Below are 18,626 nucleotides of genomic sequence, written 5' to 3'. Positions count from 1 at the left end.
AAAATATTTCCACAGAATATTGACAGTGCCGCGTTGGTCGCATACTTTTGAACACAAGAACAAATACTAAAATGAATACAAAATTGTATTCAATTGTAGAGGAGAAGTTGAAATGGCTAAGATGACAGCTGCACAAGCCGCCATTCACGTCTTGAAAAAAGAAGGTGTCGATGTCGCCTTTGGTTTGCCGGGTGCTGCGATCAACCCCTTTTACGCTGCGATGCGTAGCGTGGGCGGTGTTGATCACGTGCTAGCACGCCATGTCGAAGGGGCTTCACACATGGCCGAGGGTTATACCAGAACAAAAGCGGGTAACATCGGGGTATGTATCGGTACGTCCGGCCCCGCTGGTACCGACATGATCACCGGTCTTTATTCCGCCAGCGCTGATTCCATTCCGATTTTGTGCATCACCGGTCAAGCGCCGCGTGCCAAATTGCACAAGGAAGATTTCCAGGCAGTCGATATTCAGGCCATTGCCGGGCCGGTCACAAAATGGGCGATTACGGTGATGGAACCGGCCCAGGTGCCGCGGGCTTTTCAAAAAGCCTTTCAACTGATGCGCTCCAGCCGCCCCGGACCGGTATTGATCGACTTACCGATTGACGTCCAGATGAGCGAAATCGAATTCGATCCCGACACCTACGAATCACTTCCGGCCTACAAGCCCACGGCGTCGCGTGCTCAAATCGAAAAAGCCCTGACCATGCTCAATGCATCGGACAAGCCGCTACTCGTTGCTGGCGGTGGCGTTATCAATGCTGATGCCGCCGATCAGTTGGTTGAGTTTGCCGAGCTGACCGGCGTGCCAGTTATTCCGACACTAATGGGGTGGGGCACCATTCCTGACGATCATCCGTTAATGGCAGGCATGGTGGGGCTTCAGACATCGCATCGTTACGGCAATGCCACCATGCTGGCCGCCGATTTCGTCATGGGTATTGGTAACCGCTGGGCCAATCGCCATACCGGCAACGTTGAAACGTATACTAAAGATAGAAAATTTGTACACATCGATATCGAGCCAACGCAGATCGGGCGTATCTTCGGCCCTGATTACGGCATTGTGTCTGATGCCAAGGTAGCGCTGGCGTTGCTGATTGACGTGGCTCGGGAAATGAAAGCAGACGGCAAGCTCAAGGACCGCAGTACCTGGGTCGGTGAGTGCCAGGAACGAAAGCGCACCCTGCTGCGTAAGACTCACTTCGATAACGTGCCGGTCAAGCCGCAGCGTGTTTACGAAGAAATGAACAAGGTGTTCGGCAAGAACGCCCGCTATGTCAGCACCATCGGCCTGTCGCAGATTGCCGGTGCCCAGTTCCTGCACGTTTACAAGCCGCGCCACTGGATCAACTGTGGCCAGGCGGGCCCGCTGGGCTGGACCATCCCGGCGGCATTGGGCGTATGCCGTGCCGACCCTGACGCCGAAGTGGTGGCGCTCTCCGGCGACTACGATTTCCAGTTCATGGTCGAAGAGCTGGCGGTCGGGGCGCAATTCAATCTGCCCTATATTCACGTGTTGGTGAACAACTCCTATCTCGGGTTGATTCGTCAGGCCCAGCGTGGTTTCGACATGGATTACTGCGTGCAGCTGTCGTTCAAGAACATCAACTATACCGACGAAGAAGCGGCGCTTGCCGAGTACGGTGTGGATCATGTGTCGGTCGCCGAAGGTCTGGGCTGCAAGGCGCTGCGCGTGATCAAACCCGAGGATATCGCCCCGGCGCTTGAGAAAGCCCGCGAACTGATGCGTGAACACCGCGTGCCGGTCGTTGTGGAGATCATCCTGGAGCGTGTGACCAATATTTCGATGGGCACGGATCTGGACGGGGTCAATGAGTTTGAAGCGTTGGCCGAAAATGTCACGGATGCCCCCAGCTCTATTGCTAGCTTGACCTGAACACTGCCCTGGCGCCGTGCTAGGTAAGCCAGGGTCATTGATGCCTTATTAAGTGCTTAAAACTCAGGGCTTAAAACTCAGTACCAAACATTAAGAAACAAGGAGACCTGCATGGCTAAATTCGCCGCAAATCTCAGCATGCTGTTTACAGAAGTGGACTTCCTCGACCGTTTCAAAGCTGCCGCTGATGCAGGGTTTAAAGGGGTTGAGTACCTTTTTCCGTATGATTTCACCGCCGTGGAAATAAAAGAGCGTCTAGATGACAACGGCCTTACCCAGGTATTGCACAATCTGCCGGCAGGCGATTGGGGTGCCGGTGAACGCGGTATCGCTTGCGATCCTGATCGGGTAGAGGAATTTCGTGAGGGCGTTGATCGCGCTATCGACTATGCCACGACGTTAGGGTGCAAGCAGGTGAATTGCTTGGCGGGCATAAAGCCGGACAGTGTCAGCGCTGAAGAAGCACACCGTACCTTGGTTGAAAACCTCCGCTACGCTGCCGAAAAGCTTAAGGCCGCTGACATTCTGTTGTTGGCGGAGCCGATTAATACGCGCGATATCCCCGGGTTTTTTCTCAACCGTACCGAGCAGGCGTTGGCACTGTTCGATGAGGTGGGCAATGACAATCTCAAGCTGCAATACGACATCTACCACATGCAGATTATGGAAGGGGATTTGGCGCCTACGATGGAAAAACATCTGGCCCGTATTGCCCATGTCCAGCTTGCGGATAACCCAGGGCGACACGAGCCAGGTACTGGCGAAATCAATTATCCCTTCTTGTTTAGCCATCTTGAACGTTTGGGTTACGACGGCTGGATCGGCTGTGAATACAAGCCCAAGACGACAACCTCTGAGGGTCTCGGGTGGTTGGATGATGCTCGCTGAGCATGGCGAAAAGGCGTAACGAATCGTTGCGCCAAGATGAATTGTGTCAGTTTGGAGGAGAAAACAATGAGTAAGATTGGTTTTATCGGATTAGGCATCATGGGTCGCCCCATGGCGGGCCATCTGCTCGACGCGGGCCACTCCCTGGTGACCGTCAAGCGCGGCACCCTGGACGCGACGCTTGCCGAGAAAGGTATGCAGGAAGCACCAACCCCCAAAGCGGTGGCTGAAGCCTCTGACATCATCATCACGATGGTGCCGGATACGCCCGACGTGGAAAGCGTACTCTTCGGTGAAGATGGTGTGATCGAAGGCCTCAAGCCCGGCACGCTAGTCATCGACATGAGCTCTATTGCACCAATGCAGACCCAGGACTTCGCCAAGCGTATTACCGATGCTGGCGGTGAGTTTGTCGATGCGCCGGTATCGGGTGGTGAAGGTGGTGCCATTAATGCCGCGTTGACCATTATGGTAGGCGCAACCGATAAAGGCTTTGAAAGCGCCAAGCCGCTGCTTGACGTCGTCGGCAAGACCATTACGCACATTGGCGGTCACGGGGATGGCCAGACCTGCAAGGTCGCCAACCAGATCGTTGTCGCCCTGACCATTGTAGCCGTAGCCGAAGGGCTGTTATTCGCCTCCAAGGCCGGTGCCGATGTCGCTAAGGTACGCGAATCACTGCTGGGTGGTCTCGCCCAGTCAAAAATCCTCGAGGTGCATGGCGAACGCATGATCAATCGCACCTTTGATCCGGGCTTCCGTGTCCGCTTGCACCAGAAGGACCTGAACCTGGCACTTGAAGGTGCGCGCAGCCTGAACCTTTCGTTGCCGGGTACCGCTAATGCTCAACAGCTTTTTCAAGCATGTGTTGCTAATGGTGGTTCCGATTGGGATCATGCTGGCATCCTACGCGCCTTGGAAAAACTGGCGAATCATGAGGTTGGCCAATAAACTTTTCTCTAATGTTTCTTGATAGAAGGAGGCGCTTTCTTATTTAACGGCGGGTATTGATGCATGATCCGCCACGGTTGTTGCACGTGACTCTTTACCTTTTTCCGGTGGCAGGTACCCCCTGTTTAGCCATTCGTCTGTCACCGGATTTTTTTCCCTCCTTTTCCTTTTTTGCCCCTGACCCTTGCCTTAGGAGTCTGCCGATGAATGCTCTTATTCGCTCAGCGCCTTTCAATAGTGAAGAGGACTCACGCCGGTGGCTGGTGCGCCTAGCCGAAACGGCTATTGCTGCGGTACATCCTGAAAATTTGCTACCAAACCAACTGCCTGAATCGCCTCCTGGACGAACGGTGGTTGTCGGTGCTGGAAAAGCGGCTGCTGCCATGGCTCGAACATTAGAGATGGCGATAGAAGCACGAGCACGTTCCGTTGGCGCGTCTGTCAACTTGGAAGGACTCGTGGTGACTCGTTATCAGCACGGCGCTTCTTGTCAATATATTGAGGTACTGGAAGCCTCTCATCCGATGCCTGATGCACTGGGTGAGAAAGCCGCGAAACGTATGCTTGAAGCGGTAGAAGGGTTGGGCAAAGACGATCAGGTGATTGCGCTTATCTCGGGTGGTGGTTCAGCGCTGATGACATTGCCCGCCGCTGGAATCACGCTGAAAGACAAGCAAACGCTTAACAAAGCGCTGCTCCGCTGTGGCGCACCGATCCGTGAAATCAACACGGTGCGGCGTCATTTGTCAGCGATTAAAGGGGGCCGTTTGGCTGCCTGTGCTCACCCGGCCCAGGTGGTGACGTACCTAATTTCTGATGTGCCGGGGGATGTCCCTTCCCTGATCGCCTCAGGCCCCACGCTGCCCGATAACTCCACGCCCCGTGATGTGTTGGCGATTCTCGAGCGTCACGGCATTGACATCCCCGATAATGTCCATCGTCACCTCATGGCCGATGCCAGTGCGCCGCAAACAGGTAGCCCTAGCTTTGCGCGTGATAGCTCCCTCATCCTTGCGCGCGCACGTGATGCACTGACTGCCGCTCAGCACAGTGCGGCCCAAGTCGGCAATATTGATGTCAGAGTGCTTGGTGACGACTTAGAAGGTGAAGCACGTGATTTAGGTATTGCCCAGGCGCGAATGGTGCGCAAATTGCAAAGTGAAATCACGCGCCCGCTGGTGGTGCTGTCTGGCGGTGAGACTAGCGTTACTGTACGGGGGGATGGGCGTGGTGGGCGCAATGTTGAATACCTTTTGGGACTCTTCGCTACCCTCGAAGGCGCTGAGGGCATTTACGCCCTGGCGATCGATACCGATGGCATTGATGGCTCCGAGGATAACGCCGGTGCATTGGTGGGTCCTGAATGTTGGAAACGCGCCGACGCCTTACAGCTTTCAGCACAGGATTATCTGGATCGTAATGATGCTTATAGCTTTTTTGCCGCGCTTGACGATCTGATCGTGACGGGGCCTACCCGTACCAATGTTAATGACTTTCGAGCCATTCTTGTTCTTCCGAGGCACGCATGAAACCTAACGCTTATACTCCGATTCGCCGTACAAAAGTGGTTGCCACCTTAGGGCCTGCTAGTGATCGAGACGGTGTACTTGAAGGCATGCTGCGAGCAGGGGTGGATGTCGTTAGACTGAATTTTTCCCATGGTTCGGCTGACGACCATCGCCGGCGGCTGGGCGAAGTGCGTGACATTGCGCAGCGTCTGGACAGAAGTGTCGCTGCCCTGGCCGATCTGCAAGGCCCCAAGATTCGTATTGCCCGCTTCAAGGATGGAGCTGTCGTGCTTGAAGAAGGCCGGCCCTTCGTCCTCGATATGGTAATGGATGGCGATGCTGGCGACGCAACCCGCGTCGGCTGTGACTACAAGACGTTGGCGGAGGATGTCAGCGTTGGAGACCGCCTGCTGCTTGACGATGGTCGTTTGGTGCTCGAAGTCAGTGCCATTCAGGGCAAGGAAGTTCATACGCAGGTTATCGTCGGTGGCAAGCTCTCCAACAACAAAGGCATCAACAAGCAGGGCGGCGGCTTATCCGCGCCAGCGCTTACCGACAAGGATAAACAAGACCTCAAGACCGCCATCGAGATCGGTGTCGACTACCTTGCCGTGTCGTTCCCGCGCAGTGCCGCGGACATGCAGGAAGCGCGTGAACTGCTGGGTGAAGCCGGCAAGGAAATCGGTCTGATCGCCAAGGTCGAGCGTGCCGAGGCGGTAGCCGACGATGAAACCCTGGACGGCATCATCAGGGCCTCCGAGGCCGTCATGGTGGCACGGGGGGATCTGGGCGTGGAAATTGGTGACGCCCAGTTAATCGGCGTGCAAAAGCGCATGATCAAGCATGCGCGCAGTCTCAACCGTGCGGTGATCACCGCCACCCAGATGATGGAGTCGATGATCAATTCGCCACTACCCACGCGTGCCGAGGTGTTCGATGTCGCCAACGCCGTGCTCGATGGCACCGATGCCGTGATGCTTTCTGCTGAGACGGCAGCGGGTGACTTTCCAGTGGAAACCGTCGAGGCGATGGATCGTCTGTGTCTGGGTGCCGAGCGCGAACGCAGTGCGCAAGAGTCCGGGCACCGCATTCATGAGGGCTTTTCGAAAGTCGATGAAACCGTCGCGCTTTCCGCCATGTATGCCGCCAACCATCTGGAAGGCGTCGCCGCTATCGCCTGCATGACGTCTAGCGGCTCCACGGCGCTGATCGCCTCGCGTATTCATTCTGGGCTACCTATAGTCGGCTTGGCGCACAGTACGATTGCCCAACGACGCATGGCGCTGTATCGCGGCGTGGTCTCGCTGGCGTTCGATACCACCGAGATGAAAGCTGAAGAACTCAATGACCGGGCATTGGAGTTGCTGGTCACTCATGGGGTCGCCGCTGTGAATGATCACATCATTCTTACCCGAGGCGATCACATGAATGCCCATGGCGGTACCAACACCATGAAAATACTGGATGTGAAACCCGACCATCAGCGCAGCTAAAGCACGGTTGGAAAGCACGGTTCGGATGTGGTCAGTCGGGGATAAACATGCGAGAGTTCGATGAGGATCATCTGGAGAGCAGTACCATGAACCTTGGCTGGCACAACAAACCTCTGAGCAAACTCAACGAGAATGGGCGTGTCAGCGATCAAGATATCGTTGAGCATATTCGATCAGCGGTATTGATGCAGCGTTTGCCGCCGAACACCAAACTACCCGAAATCACCCTGGGAGAGGTGTTCGGTGTCAGCCGGTCTGTCGTGCGCAAGGCGCTAACACGGCTTGCTGCAGAGCATGTCATCGATCAGCGTCCCAATCAGGTCGCTCGCGTTCGGGCACCCACGATTGAAGAAACCCGCGAGACATTTTCGGCGCGCAGGTTGATCGAGGGGGAAATTGCCGCACTGCAGGCCGGTAAGCTCGACGCCACCACCATGGCGGCGTTGGAGCGTCACGTCACAGGTGAAAGGCAGGCCTATGACAGAAGAGACGAGCCCGTGCGTATCGAGCACTCCCTGAGTATTCATCACTTGCTTGCCGAGCATGCTTCCAATCGTATTCTGGGCACCATGCTTACCGACCTGGTTTTGCGCACCTCTATCGTTATCGCTCTGTACAAGCGTCCCAGCCTGGCTTCCTGTTATCTGGAAGGTGACCATGCCCAGCTGTTGATGCATCTGGCTAGCGGCGATGCCGAAGCGGCTCGACGTTGCGTACATCACCATCTTGATAGCCTGGAAGCCCTGCTTGACCTTTCGCCTAGGTCTGCTGATACCGATCTGATGGCCATTTTGGGCGGTCAATCAGCCCGGGCTTGATCCCCGACATAACAATGAAGAGAGCATGTAATGCCTAAAATCGTTGACGTAACAGCACTCGAAGTACTGGATTCTCGCGGTAACCCTACAGTGATGGCCAAGGTTCGCCTGGAAAATGGGGCGGTGGGTGAAGCATTCGCCCCCAGCGGTGCCTCCACCGGCTCGCGCGAAGCGTTGGAACTGCGCGACGGCGACAAGACGCGCTACCTGGGCAAGGGTGTGCTCAAAGCGAAAAATGCCATCAACGGCCCAATCGCCGAGCGATTGTTGGGGCTGAATGCTCAGGACCAGCGCGGTCTCGATGAAGCCATGCTGGCGCTGGACGGCACCGACAACAAGGCCAACCTGGGGGCCAATGCAATCCTGGCGGTCTCGCTTGCCGCCGCCAAGGCCGCGGCCAATGCTAAGGATTTGCCTCTCTACGCGCATATCGCTGAGCTTTACGGTCAGCCGGGGCCGTTTCTGATGCCGGTGCCGATGATGAACATCCTCAATGGCGGCGAGCATGCCGACAACAACGTGGATATTCAGGAATTCATGGTGCAGCCGGTCGGCGCTGAGAGTTTCCGCGAAGGCCTGCGTATGGGGGCGGAAATTTTTCATGCCCTGAAAAAGGTGCTGTCCGCCCGCGGCCTGTCGACCTCCGTGGGTGACGAAGGCGGTTTTGCTCCCAACCTGGCGTCCAATGCCGAGGCCCTGGCGGTGATCAAGCAAGCGGTGGCGGATGCCGGTTATACCTTGGGCACCGATGTGACCCTGGCGCTGGACTGCGCTTCCAGCGAGTTCTATCAGGACGGCCATTACGTGCTGGCGGGGGAAGGTAAGCGCTATGACGCCGAAGGCTTCACCAACTACCTAGCGGGTCTGTGCGATGACTACCCCATCGTCTCGATTGAGGACGGCATGGACGAGTCCGACTGGGACGGCTGGAAAGCGCTGACCGACAAGCTGGGCGATCATGTACAGCTGGTCGGCGACGATTTGTTTGTCACCAACACCAAGATTCTCAAACGCGGCATCGACGAGCAGATTGGTAACTCGATTCTGATCAAGTTCAACCAAATCGGCTCGCTTTCTGAGACCTTGGATGCGATCAAAATGGCGCAGGATGCCGGCTTCACCGCGGTGATCTCGCATCGCTCAGGTGAAACCGAAGATACCACCATTGCCGATCTGGCCGTGGGCACCTGCGCGGGCCAGATCAAGACCGGCTCGCTGTGCCGCTCAGACCGAGTGGCCAAGTACAACCGCCTGCTGGTGATTGAAGCCGAGCTTGACGACCAAGCCGGTTACCCTGGCGTAACAGCGATCAAGGGTCAGTAACTGGAAGCCATTTTGCTTACACACAAACGGCGCCTGCGGGCGCCGTTTGTGTTTGGGTGCGTCACATTGTTGTGGCATCCGTTACAGCAACAACCGCCGAATGTCCGTTAGCGCATCTGCCAGGAAAGCCGTAAAGCGTGCCGCATCCGCACCGTTAATGGCCCGGTGATCGTAGGAAAGCGACAGCGGCATCATCAGCCGAGGCTGGAAGGTGGCGCCATCCCATACCGGTTTTATTTGCGCTTTAGACACACCTAAGATCGCCACTTCTGGCGCGTTGACGATCGGGGTGAACGCCGTGCCGCCGATCGAGCCCAAACTTGAGATGGTGAAGCAACCGCCGGTCATTTCCTCACGCTTAAGCTTCTTGGTCTGGGCCTTTTGGCCCAGCTCTGCCATGTCCTGGGCGATCTCGATCAACGACTTCTTGTCGGCATCGCGCACCACCGGCACCATCAGGCCATCCGGTGTATCCATGGCTACGCCGATGTGGACATAGTGCTTCCACACCAGCGTCTCGCCGTCGCCTTTGAGGCTGACGTTGAACTGCGGGAACTGGCGCAAGGCAAAGGCACAAGCCTTGACCATGAACGGCAGCGGGGTGAGCTTGGCACCCTGGGCTTCCGCTTCGGCCTTCATCGCCTTGCGGAAGGCTTCAAGCTCAGTGATATCGGCGTCGTCGAACTGGGTCACGTGGGGTACGTTCAGCCAGCTGCGATGCAGGTTGGTGGCGCCCATCTTGAGCAGCCGCCCCATGGGCTTTTCTTCGATTTCGCCGAACTGGCTGAAATCCACTTCCGGAATCGGCGGAATACCGCCGCTACTTACCGCTGCCGCAGGAGCCGCCGCTTGTGCGCTGCTGTTGTTGGCCAGCGCCTGCTTGATGTAGTTCTGCACGTCCTCTTTGAGCACGCGCTCCTTTGGGCCACTGGGCTTGACCAGGGCAAGATCGACGCCTAGTTCACGGGCCAACATGCGCACCGCGGGACCGGCGTGTACCTGCTTGCCATCGCGGGGCTTATGGGACGCCATTTGCGCTTCAGGGCTCGGAGTGCCTTCAGAAGAAGGTGCTTGTTTTGCTGGTTTTTCAACGACTGGCGCTTCATCGGCCGCCGGTTCTTGCGGTTTGTCTTCTTTGGCTGGCGCGTCGTCTTCACCGGCATCGCCGCCCCCTTCGATTTCCAGCTCGACGGTGTCGTCGCCTTCCGAGACGCTGTCGCCTTCTTTCACCAGCACCTTGAGCACCTTGCCGCCTTTCGGGGCCGGTACATCCATGCTGGCTTTGTCGGATTCCAGGGTGATTAGGGTGTCTTCCGCTTCAATGACGTCGCCTTCTGACACCGCAATCTCGATGATTTCGACATCGGTATCACCACCGATGTCGGGCACTTTGATGATTTCGCTACTCAAGGTCGCGCTCCTTCCAAATCGTGTCGAGTCGGCGGGCTTGGCCCGCCGGGCACCGGGTCAGCTGGTTAGCGGGTTGGGCTTGTCGGGGTCGATGCCGTACTGCTTGATCGCTTCCCCAACCTGCTTGCGTTCGATCGTGCCGCGATCCGCCAGGGCCTTGAGCGCGGCGACGACCACGAAGTGGCGGTCCACTTCAAAGAAGTAGCGCAGTTTTTCGCGGCTGTCGGAGCGCCCATAACCGTCGGTTCCCAGCACGGTATAGTCGCTGGGTACCCAAGCGCGGACCTGGTCGGCGTAGAGCTTCATGTAGTCGGTCGAGGCGATCACCGGCCCCTCGCGCCCGCTCAGGCACTGGGTGACGTGCGGCGTGGCCGGGTCGTCGTTGGGATGCAAAAAGGCCTGGCGGTCGACGGTCAGGGCGTCACGGCGCAGCTCGTTAAAGCTGGTGACGCTCCAGATATCGGCGCCGATGCTCCAATCCTGGGCCAACAGCTCAGCGGCCGCTTCGACTTCACGCAAAATGGTGCCGGAGCCGAGCAGCTGGACGCGGCCCTTGTCGCCTTGCGTTTCGCGCAGCAGGTACATGCCCTTGATGATGTCCTCGGCGGGGATGGTCTCAAGCGCAGGCTGCTCGTAGTTCTCGTTCATCACCGTCAGGTAGTAGAAGCAGTTTTCCTTATCCTGGAACATCCGCTTCAGACCATCCTGCAGGATAACCGCCACTTCGTGGGCGTAGGTCGGGTCGTAGCTGCGGCAGTTGGGGATGGTGGAAGCTTGAATCAAGCTGTGACCATCCTGGTGCTGCAGGCCTTCGCCGTTGAGCGTGGTGCGCCCGGCGGTGCCGCCGACCATAAAGCCGCGCGCCTGCAGATCCCCGGCGGCCCAGGCCAAATCACCAATCCGCTGGAAGCCGAACATGGAGTAGTAGACGTAGAACGGCAGCAGGGTGATGTTGTTGTTCGAGTAGGAGGTGGCGGCGGCGATCCAGGCGGACATGGCGCCGGCCTCGGAAATGCCTTCCTCGAGGATCTGGCCTTGCTTGTCCTCGCGGTAGAACATGATCTGGCCTTTATCCACCGGCTCGTACTGCTGGCCTTCTGAGGTGTAGATGCCCAGCTGGCGGAACATGCCTTCCATGCCAAAGGTGCGCGCTTCATCGGGGATGATGGGTACCACGCGTTTGCCCAGGGATTTGTCCTTGACCAAGCCGTTGAGCACCCGCACGAAGGCCATGGTAGTAGAAACCTCGCGGCCTTTGGAGCCGCCGGTCTGGGAGGCGAAGATCTTGTGGTCGAGCCCAGGAATCTCCAGCGCTTCAACGTCGCTGCGCCGGTTGGGCAGGTAGCCGCCGAGGCGTTCGCGCTGCAGGTGCATGTACTTGAGCTCGGGGGAGTCGTCCTCGGGCTTGTAGTAGGGGACGTCTTTGAGTTGGTCGTCGGACAGCGGAATACCGAAGCGGTCGCGGAAGGTCTTCAGCGCCTCAAGTTCCATGCTCTTGACTTGGTGCGCTTCGTTGGCCGCTTCGCCATCACCGCTCCCCATGCCGTAGCCCTTGATGGTGTGCGCCAAGATCACGGTGGGTTTGCCGCCAGCGTTCTGGGTGGCTTCGTGGTAGGCCGCATACACCTTGAACGGATCGTGGCCGCCGCGGTTGAGCTTCCAGATGTCTTCGTCGGACATGTCCTTGACCATCTCGGCGGTTTCTGGGTACTTGCCGAAAAAGTGTTCGCGGGTGTAGGCGCCGCCGTTGGCCTTGTAATTTTGATACTCGCCGTCGACCGCTTCGTCCATGCGCTTTTGCAGCACACCTTTTTTATCTTGCTCGAACAGCGGGTCCCAGTGGCGGCCCCAGACCACTTTAAGCACGTTCCAGCCCGCGCCGCGGAACACCCCTTCCAGCTCATCCATGATACGGCCGTTGCCGCGTACGGGGCCGTCCAGGCGCTGGAGGTTGCAGTTGACCACGAAGATTAGGTTGTCGAGGTTCTCGCGCCCGGCCAGCGAAATCGCGCCGAGGGACTCCGGCTCATCGCATTCGCCATCGCCCATGAAGCACCAGATCTTGCGATCATGCATGTCCTTCATTTCACGCGAATGCAGGTACTTCATCACGTGGGCTTGGTAGATCGCCATGATCGGCCCCAGGCCCATCGACACCGTGGGGAACTGCCAGTAATCCGGCATCAGCCACGGGTGCGGATAAGACGAGAGACCACCGCCATCCACTTCCTGACGGAATTTGTCCATCTGCGCTTCGTTTAGACGGCCTTCCAAGAACGAGCGCGCATAAATACCGGGCGCAACGTGCCCCTGAATGTAAACCAGGTCACCGCCAAAATCGCCGTTAGGCGCGCGGAAGAAGTGGTTAAAGCCGACATCGTAAAGCGTCGCAGAGGACATAAAGCTGGCAATGTGGCCGCCCAAACCGGGTTTGGCGCGGTTATTACGAATGACCTGCGCGATGGCGTTGTAGCGAATTAAGGAGCGAATGCGGCGCTCCATAAACAAATCGCCCGGCATCGGCGCTTCACGGTGAACGGGAAGCGTATTGCGGTGCGGGGTTGTCACCGAGAAGGGCACCTTCATCCCGTCTCGGCGCAGCCGGTCCGCCAGGCGGGTCATCAGGTAGCGGGCACGATCCTCACCCTCGCGATCCAATACCGACTCCAGGGAATCCATCCATTCCGTGGTTTCGGTCAAATCGAGGTCTTCTGTTGTCTCCAGACGCATAGAGGTCTCTCCGAATGACGATAAAGGGTAAGCCTCACAACCTGAAGGGCCGAGCTCAGTTCAGGCTGAAAGGACAATACAAGCGCTAAGCGCGCGAGGATTTACGCTGACTCGGTGGCACGTGCATGTAGGCGAAAGCGTGCAATCTTGATGATTTGTTCGATTGCCGTGCGGCGCTCGGTGGCCAAGTCGTTTTCGAGACGTTTTTCGAAAGCATCCAAAATGTTGTAGCGGTCAAGCCCCTTTACCGCGATCACGAACGGAAAACCGAATTTGTCCTGATAGGCCTGATTCAAGTTCTGGAAGTGTTCAAACTCAACGGGGCTGCATTGGTCGAGTCCCGCACCGGCTTGTTCGCGTGTGGAATCTTGGGTCAGCTCACCTGCCAGCGCGGCTTTTCCGGCCAAATCGGGGTGGGCACGAATCACCGCGATCTGCTGATCGATATCGGCCTGCTGCAGTATTTCTCCCATCGTGTCCGCTAAGACATCCGGGTCGTTATCTTGTGCTGTAAGCCCTTGTTTCCATGCGCCTTCAGCCACCCAGGGAGAATGTTCGAAAATATCCCCGTACTGAGTCAGGAAGTCGCCTAAATCAAGGTCGCTAGGACGAGGGGAGAGTAATGTGGTAGACATTTTGCTTTCCTTTTGTATGTGTTGATGGTATTTATTGTATACAAGAGTATGGAGTGACGGTACTCTATAAAACAATGCTTTGGCAAAAAAACTTCATGGCAGACCTGGCTCCTTACCGGATTATGTCAGCTGAAAATGAGACTTAGCCAGGCTGAAATTAGATCAGAAACTGCGAGTCACTGCTGTTTTGCGCGAAGCCCATGTTTGCGAAAACGTTTGCGAGAAACGTCTGTGAGAAAAGTTTGCGCGGAGAGGCTGCGAGCCTGAGCCGTGAATGGTCAGCTGCATGAAAAAGGGCTGTATGAGCTGCCTGTCAGTTCCGAAAAATACGCAATAACTGCAAGCGGCGCGATTGAACCGACGGCGAAAATAGTGGCGTCGGATACGATTCTTACAATAAAACAAAAGGGTTTTTTCATGTCGAAAAGCAACCACTCAGTGGCCAAATGGATAAGCGGGGCGGCGCTGCTGGCCTGTATACCAGCGGCGACTCAAGCGGCTACCTGGAGTGATACCTTTATGGGTTATCGCTATGGCACCCAGTTCACGGAGCCTAATAACCCTGAAAAAATCGAAAAAAATGTGTTGCAGCTTACCCATGTCAGTGGTTATTCCCTGGGTCAAAATTTCTTCAACCTGGATATTCTTCAGTCCGGTGATGAAGATCCGGCCAATAACAGTGATGCGGGCGCGATGGAAGCCTACCTGGTGTATCGTCACCAATTGCACGCGGGCAAGGTTTTCGATGAGCCGATAGCATTCGGCCCGGTGCGTGACATGGCACTGACGTTGGGCTTCGATCTGAATACCAAGAATACGGGATTTGCCCCACGCAAACGTCAGCTGTTGGTCGGGCCGACATTCAAGTTTGATGTGCCCAAGGGATTTCTGGATCTTAGCCTGCTGTATAGCCGTGAGTGGAATCACTGCGGACTGCCGCCATGCGGGTTGCCACAGAATCAAAACAGCATTTCCTTCGACCCCTATTACCAGATCAATTTGGCGTGGGGCTTGCCCTTTGAGGTGGCTGATTTGCCTCTCAAGTTTCAGGGGTTCTACAACTATAATGGCAAAAAGGGGGATGATTACTTCGGGACTTCCACCAAGCCGGAGCAGTTGATGCGCACCGCCCTGATGCTGGACGTGGGGAAAATGGCGTGGGGCACAGAGAACTCACTGTGGGCGGGCGTAGGCTACGAATATTGGCGCAACAAATTCGGTAATCACGACAAGCCCGGTGTCGATACCGATGCCATGACGCTTAATCTTGAATGGCATTTTTGATGGAATAACGGATGAATCGTTAACCGCCTCTGAGCTCAGGCCTCTCACGCTTTGAAAGCTGAAAATGTCGCTGCGGCTCACGAGGCGTTGGTGCTGATCTTTTAGGAGTAGAATATGCGTCTGTTTAGTACGGGCTCACGGTTTGGCTATGCGCCATGCCGGGGCGGCCGTACCAATAACCGTCGCAGGTTTCAGCTTCGACCAAGGTTAGCGGGTCGGGGGGAGGGAGTTCGCCGCGTCGAGCGGCATCGAAGGCGGCAACCACATCGGACATGCCCTCGGCACGAGGGCTTAGGCGTGCCACGCCGCCCCCTATATTGGCCATGTCACCAATCTCATGACGCAGATCCTGGCAGGCGCTGGAAAGGGTCTGGATACCGTTTAGCGTGAAGATATCTTGTGACTCCTTAGAGCGCAATGTCATGCCTTCTGGGTGCTTCTGGCACACAAACTGGCAGCGGTCCTTGGGTTTCTGATAGCGCCGCGCGGTAAAGCAACGTGACGACCAGGCCAGCGGCAGGTGCCCATAGGCGAACAGCTCGCAAGGCTGATCAAGTCCCTCGGCATGACAGTCGTCAAGCAGTCGGGCGAGATCGTTGCGCGACATCTCGACCGGCGCATTCCAACGCTGCATCCCGTTCCGGGCCAAAACGCTTATAGCGGCAGGATTGTAGAGGTTGAGTGCGCCACCGGCGACGAATGGCAGGCCAGCGGCAGTGAGACGCTGCAGGGCGCTCTGGTCGTTGGCTTCTACCATGAGCTCGCCATTGTCACAAAGCTTACGTAAGTCTCGCAGGTCGGCTTCGGACTCAATCAGTGTCTGGCTCGACAGCACTACCTGCTTACCGCTCTCTTTCAGTTCGCGGCCGATTCCGAGCCAGTCATCGAGCTTCATATCGCGCCTGCGAGAGCAGACCGACTCGCCCAAATAGACGATCTCGACGGGCCAGTCGGCGGCATCGCGATAAAAATCGGCGTAGCGCTCGCGGGTCCAGTAGAAAAGTACTGGGCCAAGCGACAGCTTGAACGTTGGGTTAATAGACATGGACTTTCTCCTATTTCCAGCGGCGCTCGTAGGCACCTAGCGTGGTGGTGCTGCCTTCGGAAAGCTCACCAAGGCCTGACAACCAAGCAGGTTCGATATGAAAATGACCAGGGGCTTGCTCCAGTTGATCCAAGGCCTGACGCCAGATATCGGCAACCTTCGACACGTAGGCGGGACTGCGTTGGCGACCTTCGATCTTCACTGCGCTGATTCCTAGCTCCCTGAGGTCGGGCAAAAGCTCCAGGGTATTAAGGCTGGTAGGCTCTTCAATGGCATGGTAGGACTCGCCACTCACTCCAAAGCGCCCTTTGCATAACGTCGGGTAGCCCGCTCGTTCGCCCTTTTCATAGCGATCAATCAGTACGCCATTTAAACGGGATTCGAGCCCCTCGGGCGTCTCTTCCCAGCGTACATATCCTGCTGGGGAGCAGACGCCGCGAGTGTTGGGTGATTCACCCGTCAGGTAGGAGGAGAGGTAACAGCGCCCCTCAGCCATGATGCATAGGCTGCCGAAGGCGAAGACCTCAAGCTCAACGGGGCTCTGCTTCGCTAGGTCACGCACTTGGGTCATCGAGAGAACCCGCGGCAGCACGGCGCGCTTGATACCGAAGTGGTCGTGGTAGAAACGCAGCGCCTCGTGACTGGTAGCCGACCCCTGCACCGAGAGGTGGCGGGCCATGTCAGGGTGCCGCCGCGCGGCATAGTCGAGCAGCCCCATGTCGGCCATGATCAGAGCGTCGACGCCAAGATCTGCTGCTTGATCCACGGCGCGTGTCCATATATCCCAGCCATCGGGTTGCGGGTAGGTGTTGATGGCGCAGAAGACTCGTTTGCCACGCGCATGGGCGTAGTCGATTCCTTCGCGGGCACGCTTGTCGGTGAAGTTTAGACCGGCAAACTGGCGAGCGTTGGTGGCGTTTTGGAAACCGAAGTAGACAGCATCGGCACCTTCATCCACGGCGCGCTTTAGGGCAGGCAGATTACCAGCAGGACATACAAGTTCCATGACAGAGACCCTTCACGATTAAAAACCTGAGCATTTTAGTCGTCTATTAGTTGCTGGCTTTTGACTCGGGTCATGCTGGTAAGGTTTTGGTGCCTAAAAGCGGCTCGGCTCGTGGTTGGCGATGCCAGACCCCGCTTTCTTTCTGTCAATAAGTGAACCGCTAAAATGTTTACTTGAGATTTCCGATCCGAGATTTGCTTATTATTTTTAATAGGCAATTCCGGCAAGTTCTTAATAGTGGATAAAGCATCACGGTACGTTTTTGGCTAGCAAACAAGCGATACATCAGGCGATTGAATACGCCGCTGCGTGTGCCGAGTAGGGCCAGGTGGTGCAGCGCTTCACCGCCGTGGTACCAGCGCTCGCCGACCTGTAGGGCGAAGCCCTCATCCAAGTCAATGCCTTGAGCGGTCAGTTCCTGGCGTGCTTCGCTATCCTGCCTTGCGTCTATCAGCTCGAGTTCGCCGACCTCTTTGCGAATGCGCTGCCAGCGCACGTAGCGCCGACAGATTGGACACTCACCGTCATAGACCAAGAGAAGTTGAGGCTGAGCGTCTTTTCTTTGGCTCACGTCTATCGATTCCTTTTTTAAGCGCTTTGATGCGGGATAGCTTTAGACGAAAACGGCCAGCCCGATGGCCGGTTGGTCTTTCTGGCGATGGCGCTAAGCATTTTGACGTTGTTTATTTATTCTTCAGACAAGCGCAAGCGGTATCAACTAATCGTCAGAAGTCTAAGCAGTTGGGGACGCTGTGCATCGGTCAACAGATCAGCCAATGTGTAGCCGTCCAATACCCGGAAAAACGCTTCTAACGCTTCGGCAAACATGGGCTTGAGGCGACAAGCGCCGGTAATGACGCATTTGTTCTGTGTACCCAGGCATTCCACCAAAGCCAGGTCTTGCTCGGTATCACGTACCAGGGCGCCGATATTGATGTCTTCGGGGGCGCGTCCTAGGAGTAGTCCGCCTTGCTTGCCGCGTATCGCTTCCAGATAGCCCTTATGGTTCAGCTCTTGCACGACTTTCATCAAGTGGTTGCGAGAAATATCATAGCTCTCGGATATCTCACGGATGGTCGAGCGTTCCTCGCCTTTCAGCGCTACGAAGAGCAGTACACGTAAGGAGTAATCGGTATAGCGGGTGATGTGCATAATCTGAGTAACCTGGCAAGCGAGATGAAAGGGGCATTAAGAAAGTTGAGCCGTTGGCCGTGTTAGCACAAAGATGACCACGACAGTAAAAAGGATACCAGTAAATACCAGGATAGGCAGGGATGAACCCGCCATCATCAGCGTGGCCCAGCTGATCGCCAGCAAAGTGCAAGCGGTATTTTTCGCGCGCCTGGGCACAGCTCGCTGATCGCGCCAGGCATGCAAGGTGGGGCCTAGCCGGGGGTGCATCCAGAGCCAATTGGCCAACCTGGGGGAACCTTTAGGCGCTGCCCAGGCGGCCACCAGCAAAAACGGCGTCGTGGGAAGCAGCGGTAAAACGATACCTATGGCTCCCAAACCGATGCATACAAGAGCAAGGCCCTGATAAAGCCGAGAGCATAGGGAGGGGGGTAGTAACATAATGAAAGCCTCCCTGATTATTATAAGATGTATGTTAAATAAATATAATAGGCGAATGCTGCT

The 18,626-nt window shown here is 56.5% G+C and carries 15 protein-coding genes and 1 pseudogene; 8 read left to right on the top strand and 8 right to left on the bottom strand.

What is annotated here, in order from left to right; translation table 11 throughout:
* Positions 1–112 precede the first annotated feature (112 nt).
* The 7 genes from gcl (at position 113) to eno (ending at position 8,881) form a co-directional block, all read left to right on the top strand.
* Positions 113–1,900 carry a glyoxylate carboligase gene (gcl, locus tag M8006_RS12330; RefSeq protein ID WP_250082615.1) on the top strand — a complete coding sequence of 596 codons (1,788 nt, stop codon included), beginning with the start codon at positions 113–115 and terminating at the stop codon, positions 1,898–1,900.
* Between the two features lie 111 nt (positions 1,901–2,011).
* Complete coding sequence (hyi, locus tag M8006_RS12325; RefSeq protein WP_250082611.1) at positions 2,012–2,788, top strand: hydroxypyruvate isomerase; 777 nt, start codon at positions 2,012–2,014, stop codon at positions 2,786–2,788.
* Positions 2,789–2,824: 36 nt separating this feature from the next.
* Positions 2,825–3,739: a 2-hydroxy-3-oxopropionate reductase gene (locus M8006_RS12320; protein ID WP_347709764.1), complete on the top strand. Its 915-nt coding sequence runs from the start codon at positions 2,825–2,827 to the stop codon at positions 3,737–3,739.
* Positions 3,740–3,942: 203 nt separating this feature from the next.
* Positions 3,943–5,268, top strand: coding sequence for a glycerate kinase type-2 family protein (locus tag M8006_RS12315; protein WP_250082607.1), 1,326 nt, complete (start codon positions 3,943–3,945; stop codon positions 5,266–5,268).
* Positions 5,265–6,740, top strand: coding sequence for a pyruvate kinase (pyk, locus tag M8006_RS12310; protein ID WP_250082606.1), 1,476 nt, complete (start codon positions 5,265–5,267; stop codon positions 6,738–6,740). The genes M8006_RS12315 and pyk overlap by 4 nt, the downstream gene beginning before the upstream one ends.
* Before the next feature lie 86 nt (positions 6,741–6,826).
* Positions 6,827–7,558 (top strand): GntR family transcriptional regulator, encoded by a 732-nt coding sequence (locus M8006_RS12305; RefSeq protein WP_250082655.1) that lies wholly within the window; start codon positions 6,827–6,829, stop codon positions 7,556–7,558.
* Positions 7,559–7,588: 30 nt separating this feature from the next.
* Positions 7,589–8,881 carry a phosphopyruvate hydratase gene (gene eno / locus M8006_RS12300; RefSeq protein ID WP_250082604.1) on the top strand — a complete coding sequence of 431 codons (1,293 nt, stop codon included), beginning with the start codon at positions 7,589–7,591 and terminating at the stop codon, positions 8,879–8,881.
* A gap of 81 nt (positions 8,882–8,962) precedes the next feature.
* Here the strand turns inward: eno and aceF are convergent.
* The 3 genes and pseudogenes from aceF to uraD all read right to left on the bottom strand — a co-directional run.
* Positions 8,963–10,273: pseudogene (aceF, locus tag M8006_RS12295) on the bottom strand (dihydrolipoyllysine-residue acetyltransferase); the annotation flags it as partial.
* Positions 10,274–10,348: 75 nt separating this feature from the next.
* A complete protein-coding gene (gene aceE / locus M8006_RS12290) occupies positions 10,349–13,021 on the bottom strand; it encodes a pyruvate dehydrogenase (acetyl-transferring), homodimeric type (protein ID WP_250082602.1) in 2,673 nt (890 codons plus the stop codon).
* A 101-nt stretch (positions 13,022–13,122) separates the two neighbouring features.
* Positions 13,123–13,656 carry a 2-oxo-4-hydroxy-4-carboxy-5-ureidoimidazoline decarboxylase gene (gene uraD, locus M8006_RS12285; RefSeq protein WP_250082600.1) on the bottom strand — a complete coding sequence of 178 codons (534 nt, stop codon included), beginning with the start codon at positions 13,654–13,656 and terminating at the stop codon, positions 13,123–13,125.
* A 270-nt stretch (positions 13,657–13,926) separates the two neighbouring features.
* Between uraD and M8006_RS12280 the strand changes: the two genes are divergently transcribed.
* The gene (locus M8006_RS12280) at positions 13,927–14,940 is read left to right on the top strand and encodes a hypothetical protein (RefSeq protein WP_250082599.1); all 1,014 of its coding nucleotides are present in this window, start codon (positions 13,927–13,929) and stop codon (positions 14,938–14,940) included.
* 124 nt (positions 14,941–15,064) lie between these two features.
* On the opposite strand, the gene M8006_RS12275 is transcribed toward M8006_RS12280, so the two are convergent.
* The 5 genes from M8006_RS12275 to M8006_RS12255 form a co-directional block, all read right to left on the bottom strand.
* The gene (locus M8006_RS12275; RefSeq protein WP_250082597.1) at positions 15,065–15,985 is read right to left on the bottom strand and encodes a U32 family peptidase; all 921 of its coding nucleotides are present in this window, start codon (positions 15,983–15,985) and stop codon (positions 15,065–15,067) included.
* A 10-nt stretch (positions 15,986–15,995) separates the two neighbouring features.
* Positions 15,996–16,991: a ubiquinone anaerobic biosynthesis protein UbiU gene (ubiU, locus tag M8006_RS12270; RefSeq protein ID WP_250082596.1), complete on the bottom strand. Its 996-nt coding sequence runs from the start codon at positions 16,989–16,991 to the stop codon at positions 15,996–15,998.
* A gap of 169 nt (positions 16,992–17,160) precedes the next feature.
* A complete protein-coding gene (locus M8006_RS12265; protein ID WP_250082593.1) occupies positions 17,161–17,562 on the bottom strand; it encodes a DCC1-like thiol-disulfide oxidoreductase family protein in 402 nt (133 codons plus the stop codon).
* A gap of 143 nt (positions 17,563–17,705) precedes the next feature.
* Positions 17,706–18,143, bottom strand: a complete 438-nt coding sequence (locus tag M8006_RS12260; protein ID WP_250082591.1) for an RrF2 family transcriptional regulator — start codon at positions 18,141–18,143, stop codon at positions 17,706–17,708.
* Positions 18,144–18,179: 36 nt separating this feature from the next.
* Positions 18,180–18,563, bottom strand: a complete 384-nt coding sequence (locus tag M8006_RS12255) for a YbaN family protein (protein WP_250082588.1) — start codon at positions 18,561–18,563, stop codon at positions 18,180–18,182.
* Positions 18,564–18,626 lie beyond the last annotated feature (63 nt).

Origin of the sequence: Halomonas llamarensis (genome assembly GCF_023555005.1) — a bacterium.
Taxonomy (GTDB): domain Bacteria; phylum Pseudomonadota; class Gammaproteobacteria; order Pseudomonadales; family Halomonadaceae; genus Vreelandella; species Vreelandella llamarensis.
The sequence above is the reverse complement of the archived record's forward strand: the minus strand, read 5'-3'. Positions and strand labels throughout refer to the sequence as shown.

Bases quoted from the DNA above. Each gene is read 5' to 3' on its own strand.
- gcl (WP_250082615.1), top strand. From the start codon at position 113: ATGGCTAAGATGACAGCTGCACAAGCCGCCATTCACGTCTTGAAAAAA.
- hyi (WP_250082611.1), top strand. From the start codon at position 2,012: ATGGCTAAATTCGCCGCAAATCTCAGCATGCTGTTTACAGAAGTGGAC.
- M8006_RS12320 (WP_347709764.1), top strand. From the start codon at position 2,825: ATGAATTGTGTCAGTTTGGAGGAGAAAACAATGAGTAAGATTGGTTTT.
- M8006_RS12315 (WP_250082607.1), top strand. From the start codon at position 3,943: ATGAATGCTCTTATTCGCTCAGCGCCTTTCAATAGTGAAGAGGACTCA.
- pyk (WP_250082606.1), top strand. From the start codon at position 5,265: ATGAAACCTAACGCTTATACTCCGATTCGCCGTACAAAAGTGGTTGCC.
- M8006_RS12305 (WP_250082655.1), top strand. From the start codon at position 6,827: ATGAACCTTGGCTGGCACAACAAACCTCTGAGCAAACTCAACGAGAAT.
- eno (WP_250082604.1), top strand. From the start codon at position 7,589: ATGCCTAAAATCGTTGACGTAACAGCACTCGAAGTACTGGATTCTCGC.
- aceE (WP_250082602.1), bottom strand. From the start codon at position 13,021: ATGCGTCTGGAGACAACAGAAGACCTCGATTTGACCGAAACCACGGAA.
- uraD (WP_250082600.1), bottom strand. From the start codon at position 13,656: ATGTCTACCACATTACTCTCCCCTCGTCCTAGCGACCTTGATTTAGGC.
- M8006_RS12275 (WP_250082597.1), bottom strand. From the start codon at position 15,985: ATGTCTATTAACCCAACGTTCAAGCTGTCGCTTGGCCCAGTACTTTTC.
- ubiU (WP_250082596.1), bottom strand. From the start codon at position 16,991: ATGGAACTTGTATGTCCTGCTGGTAATCTGCCTGCCCTAAAGCGCGCC.
- M8006_RS12260 (WP_250082591.1), bottom strand. From the start codon at position 18,143: ATGCACATCACCCGCTATACCGATTACTCCTTACGTGTACTGCTCTTC.
- M8006_RS12255 (WP_250082588.1), bottom strand. From the start codon at position 18,563: ATGTTACTACCCCCCTCCCTATGCTCTCGGCTTTATCAGGGCCTTGCT.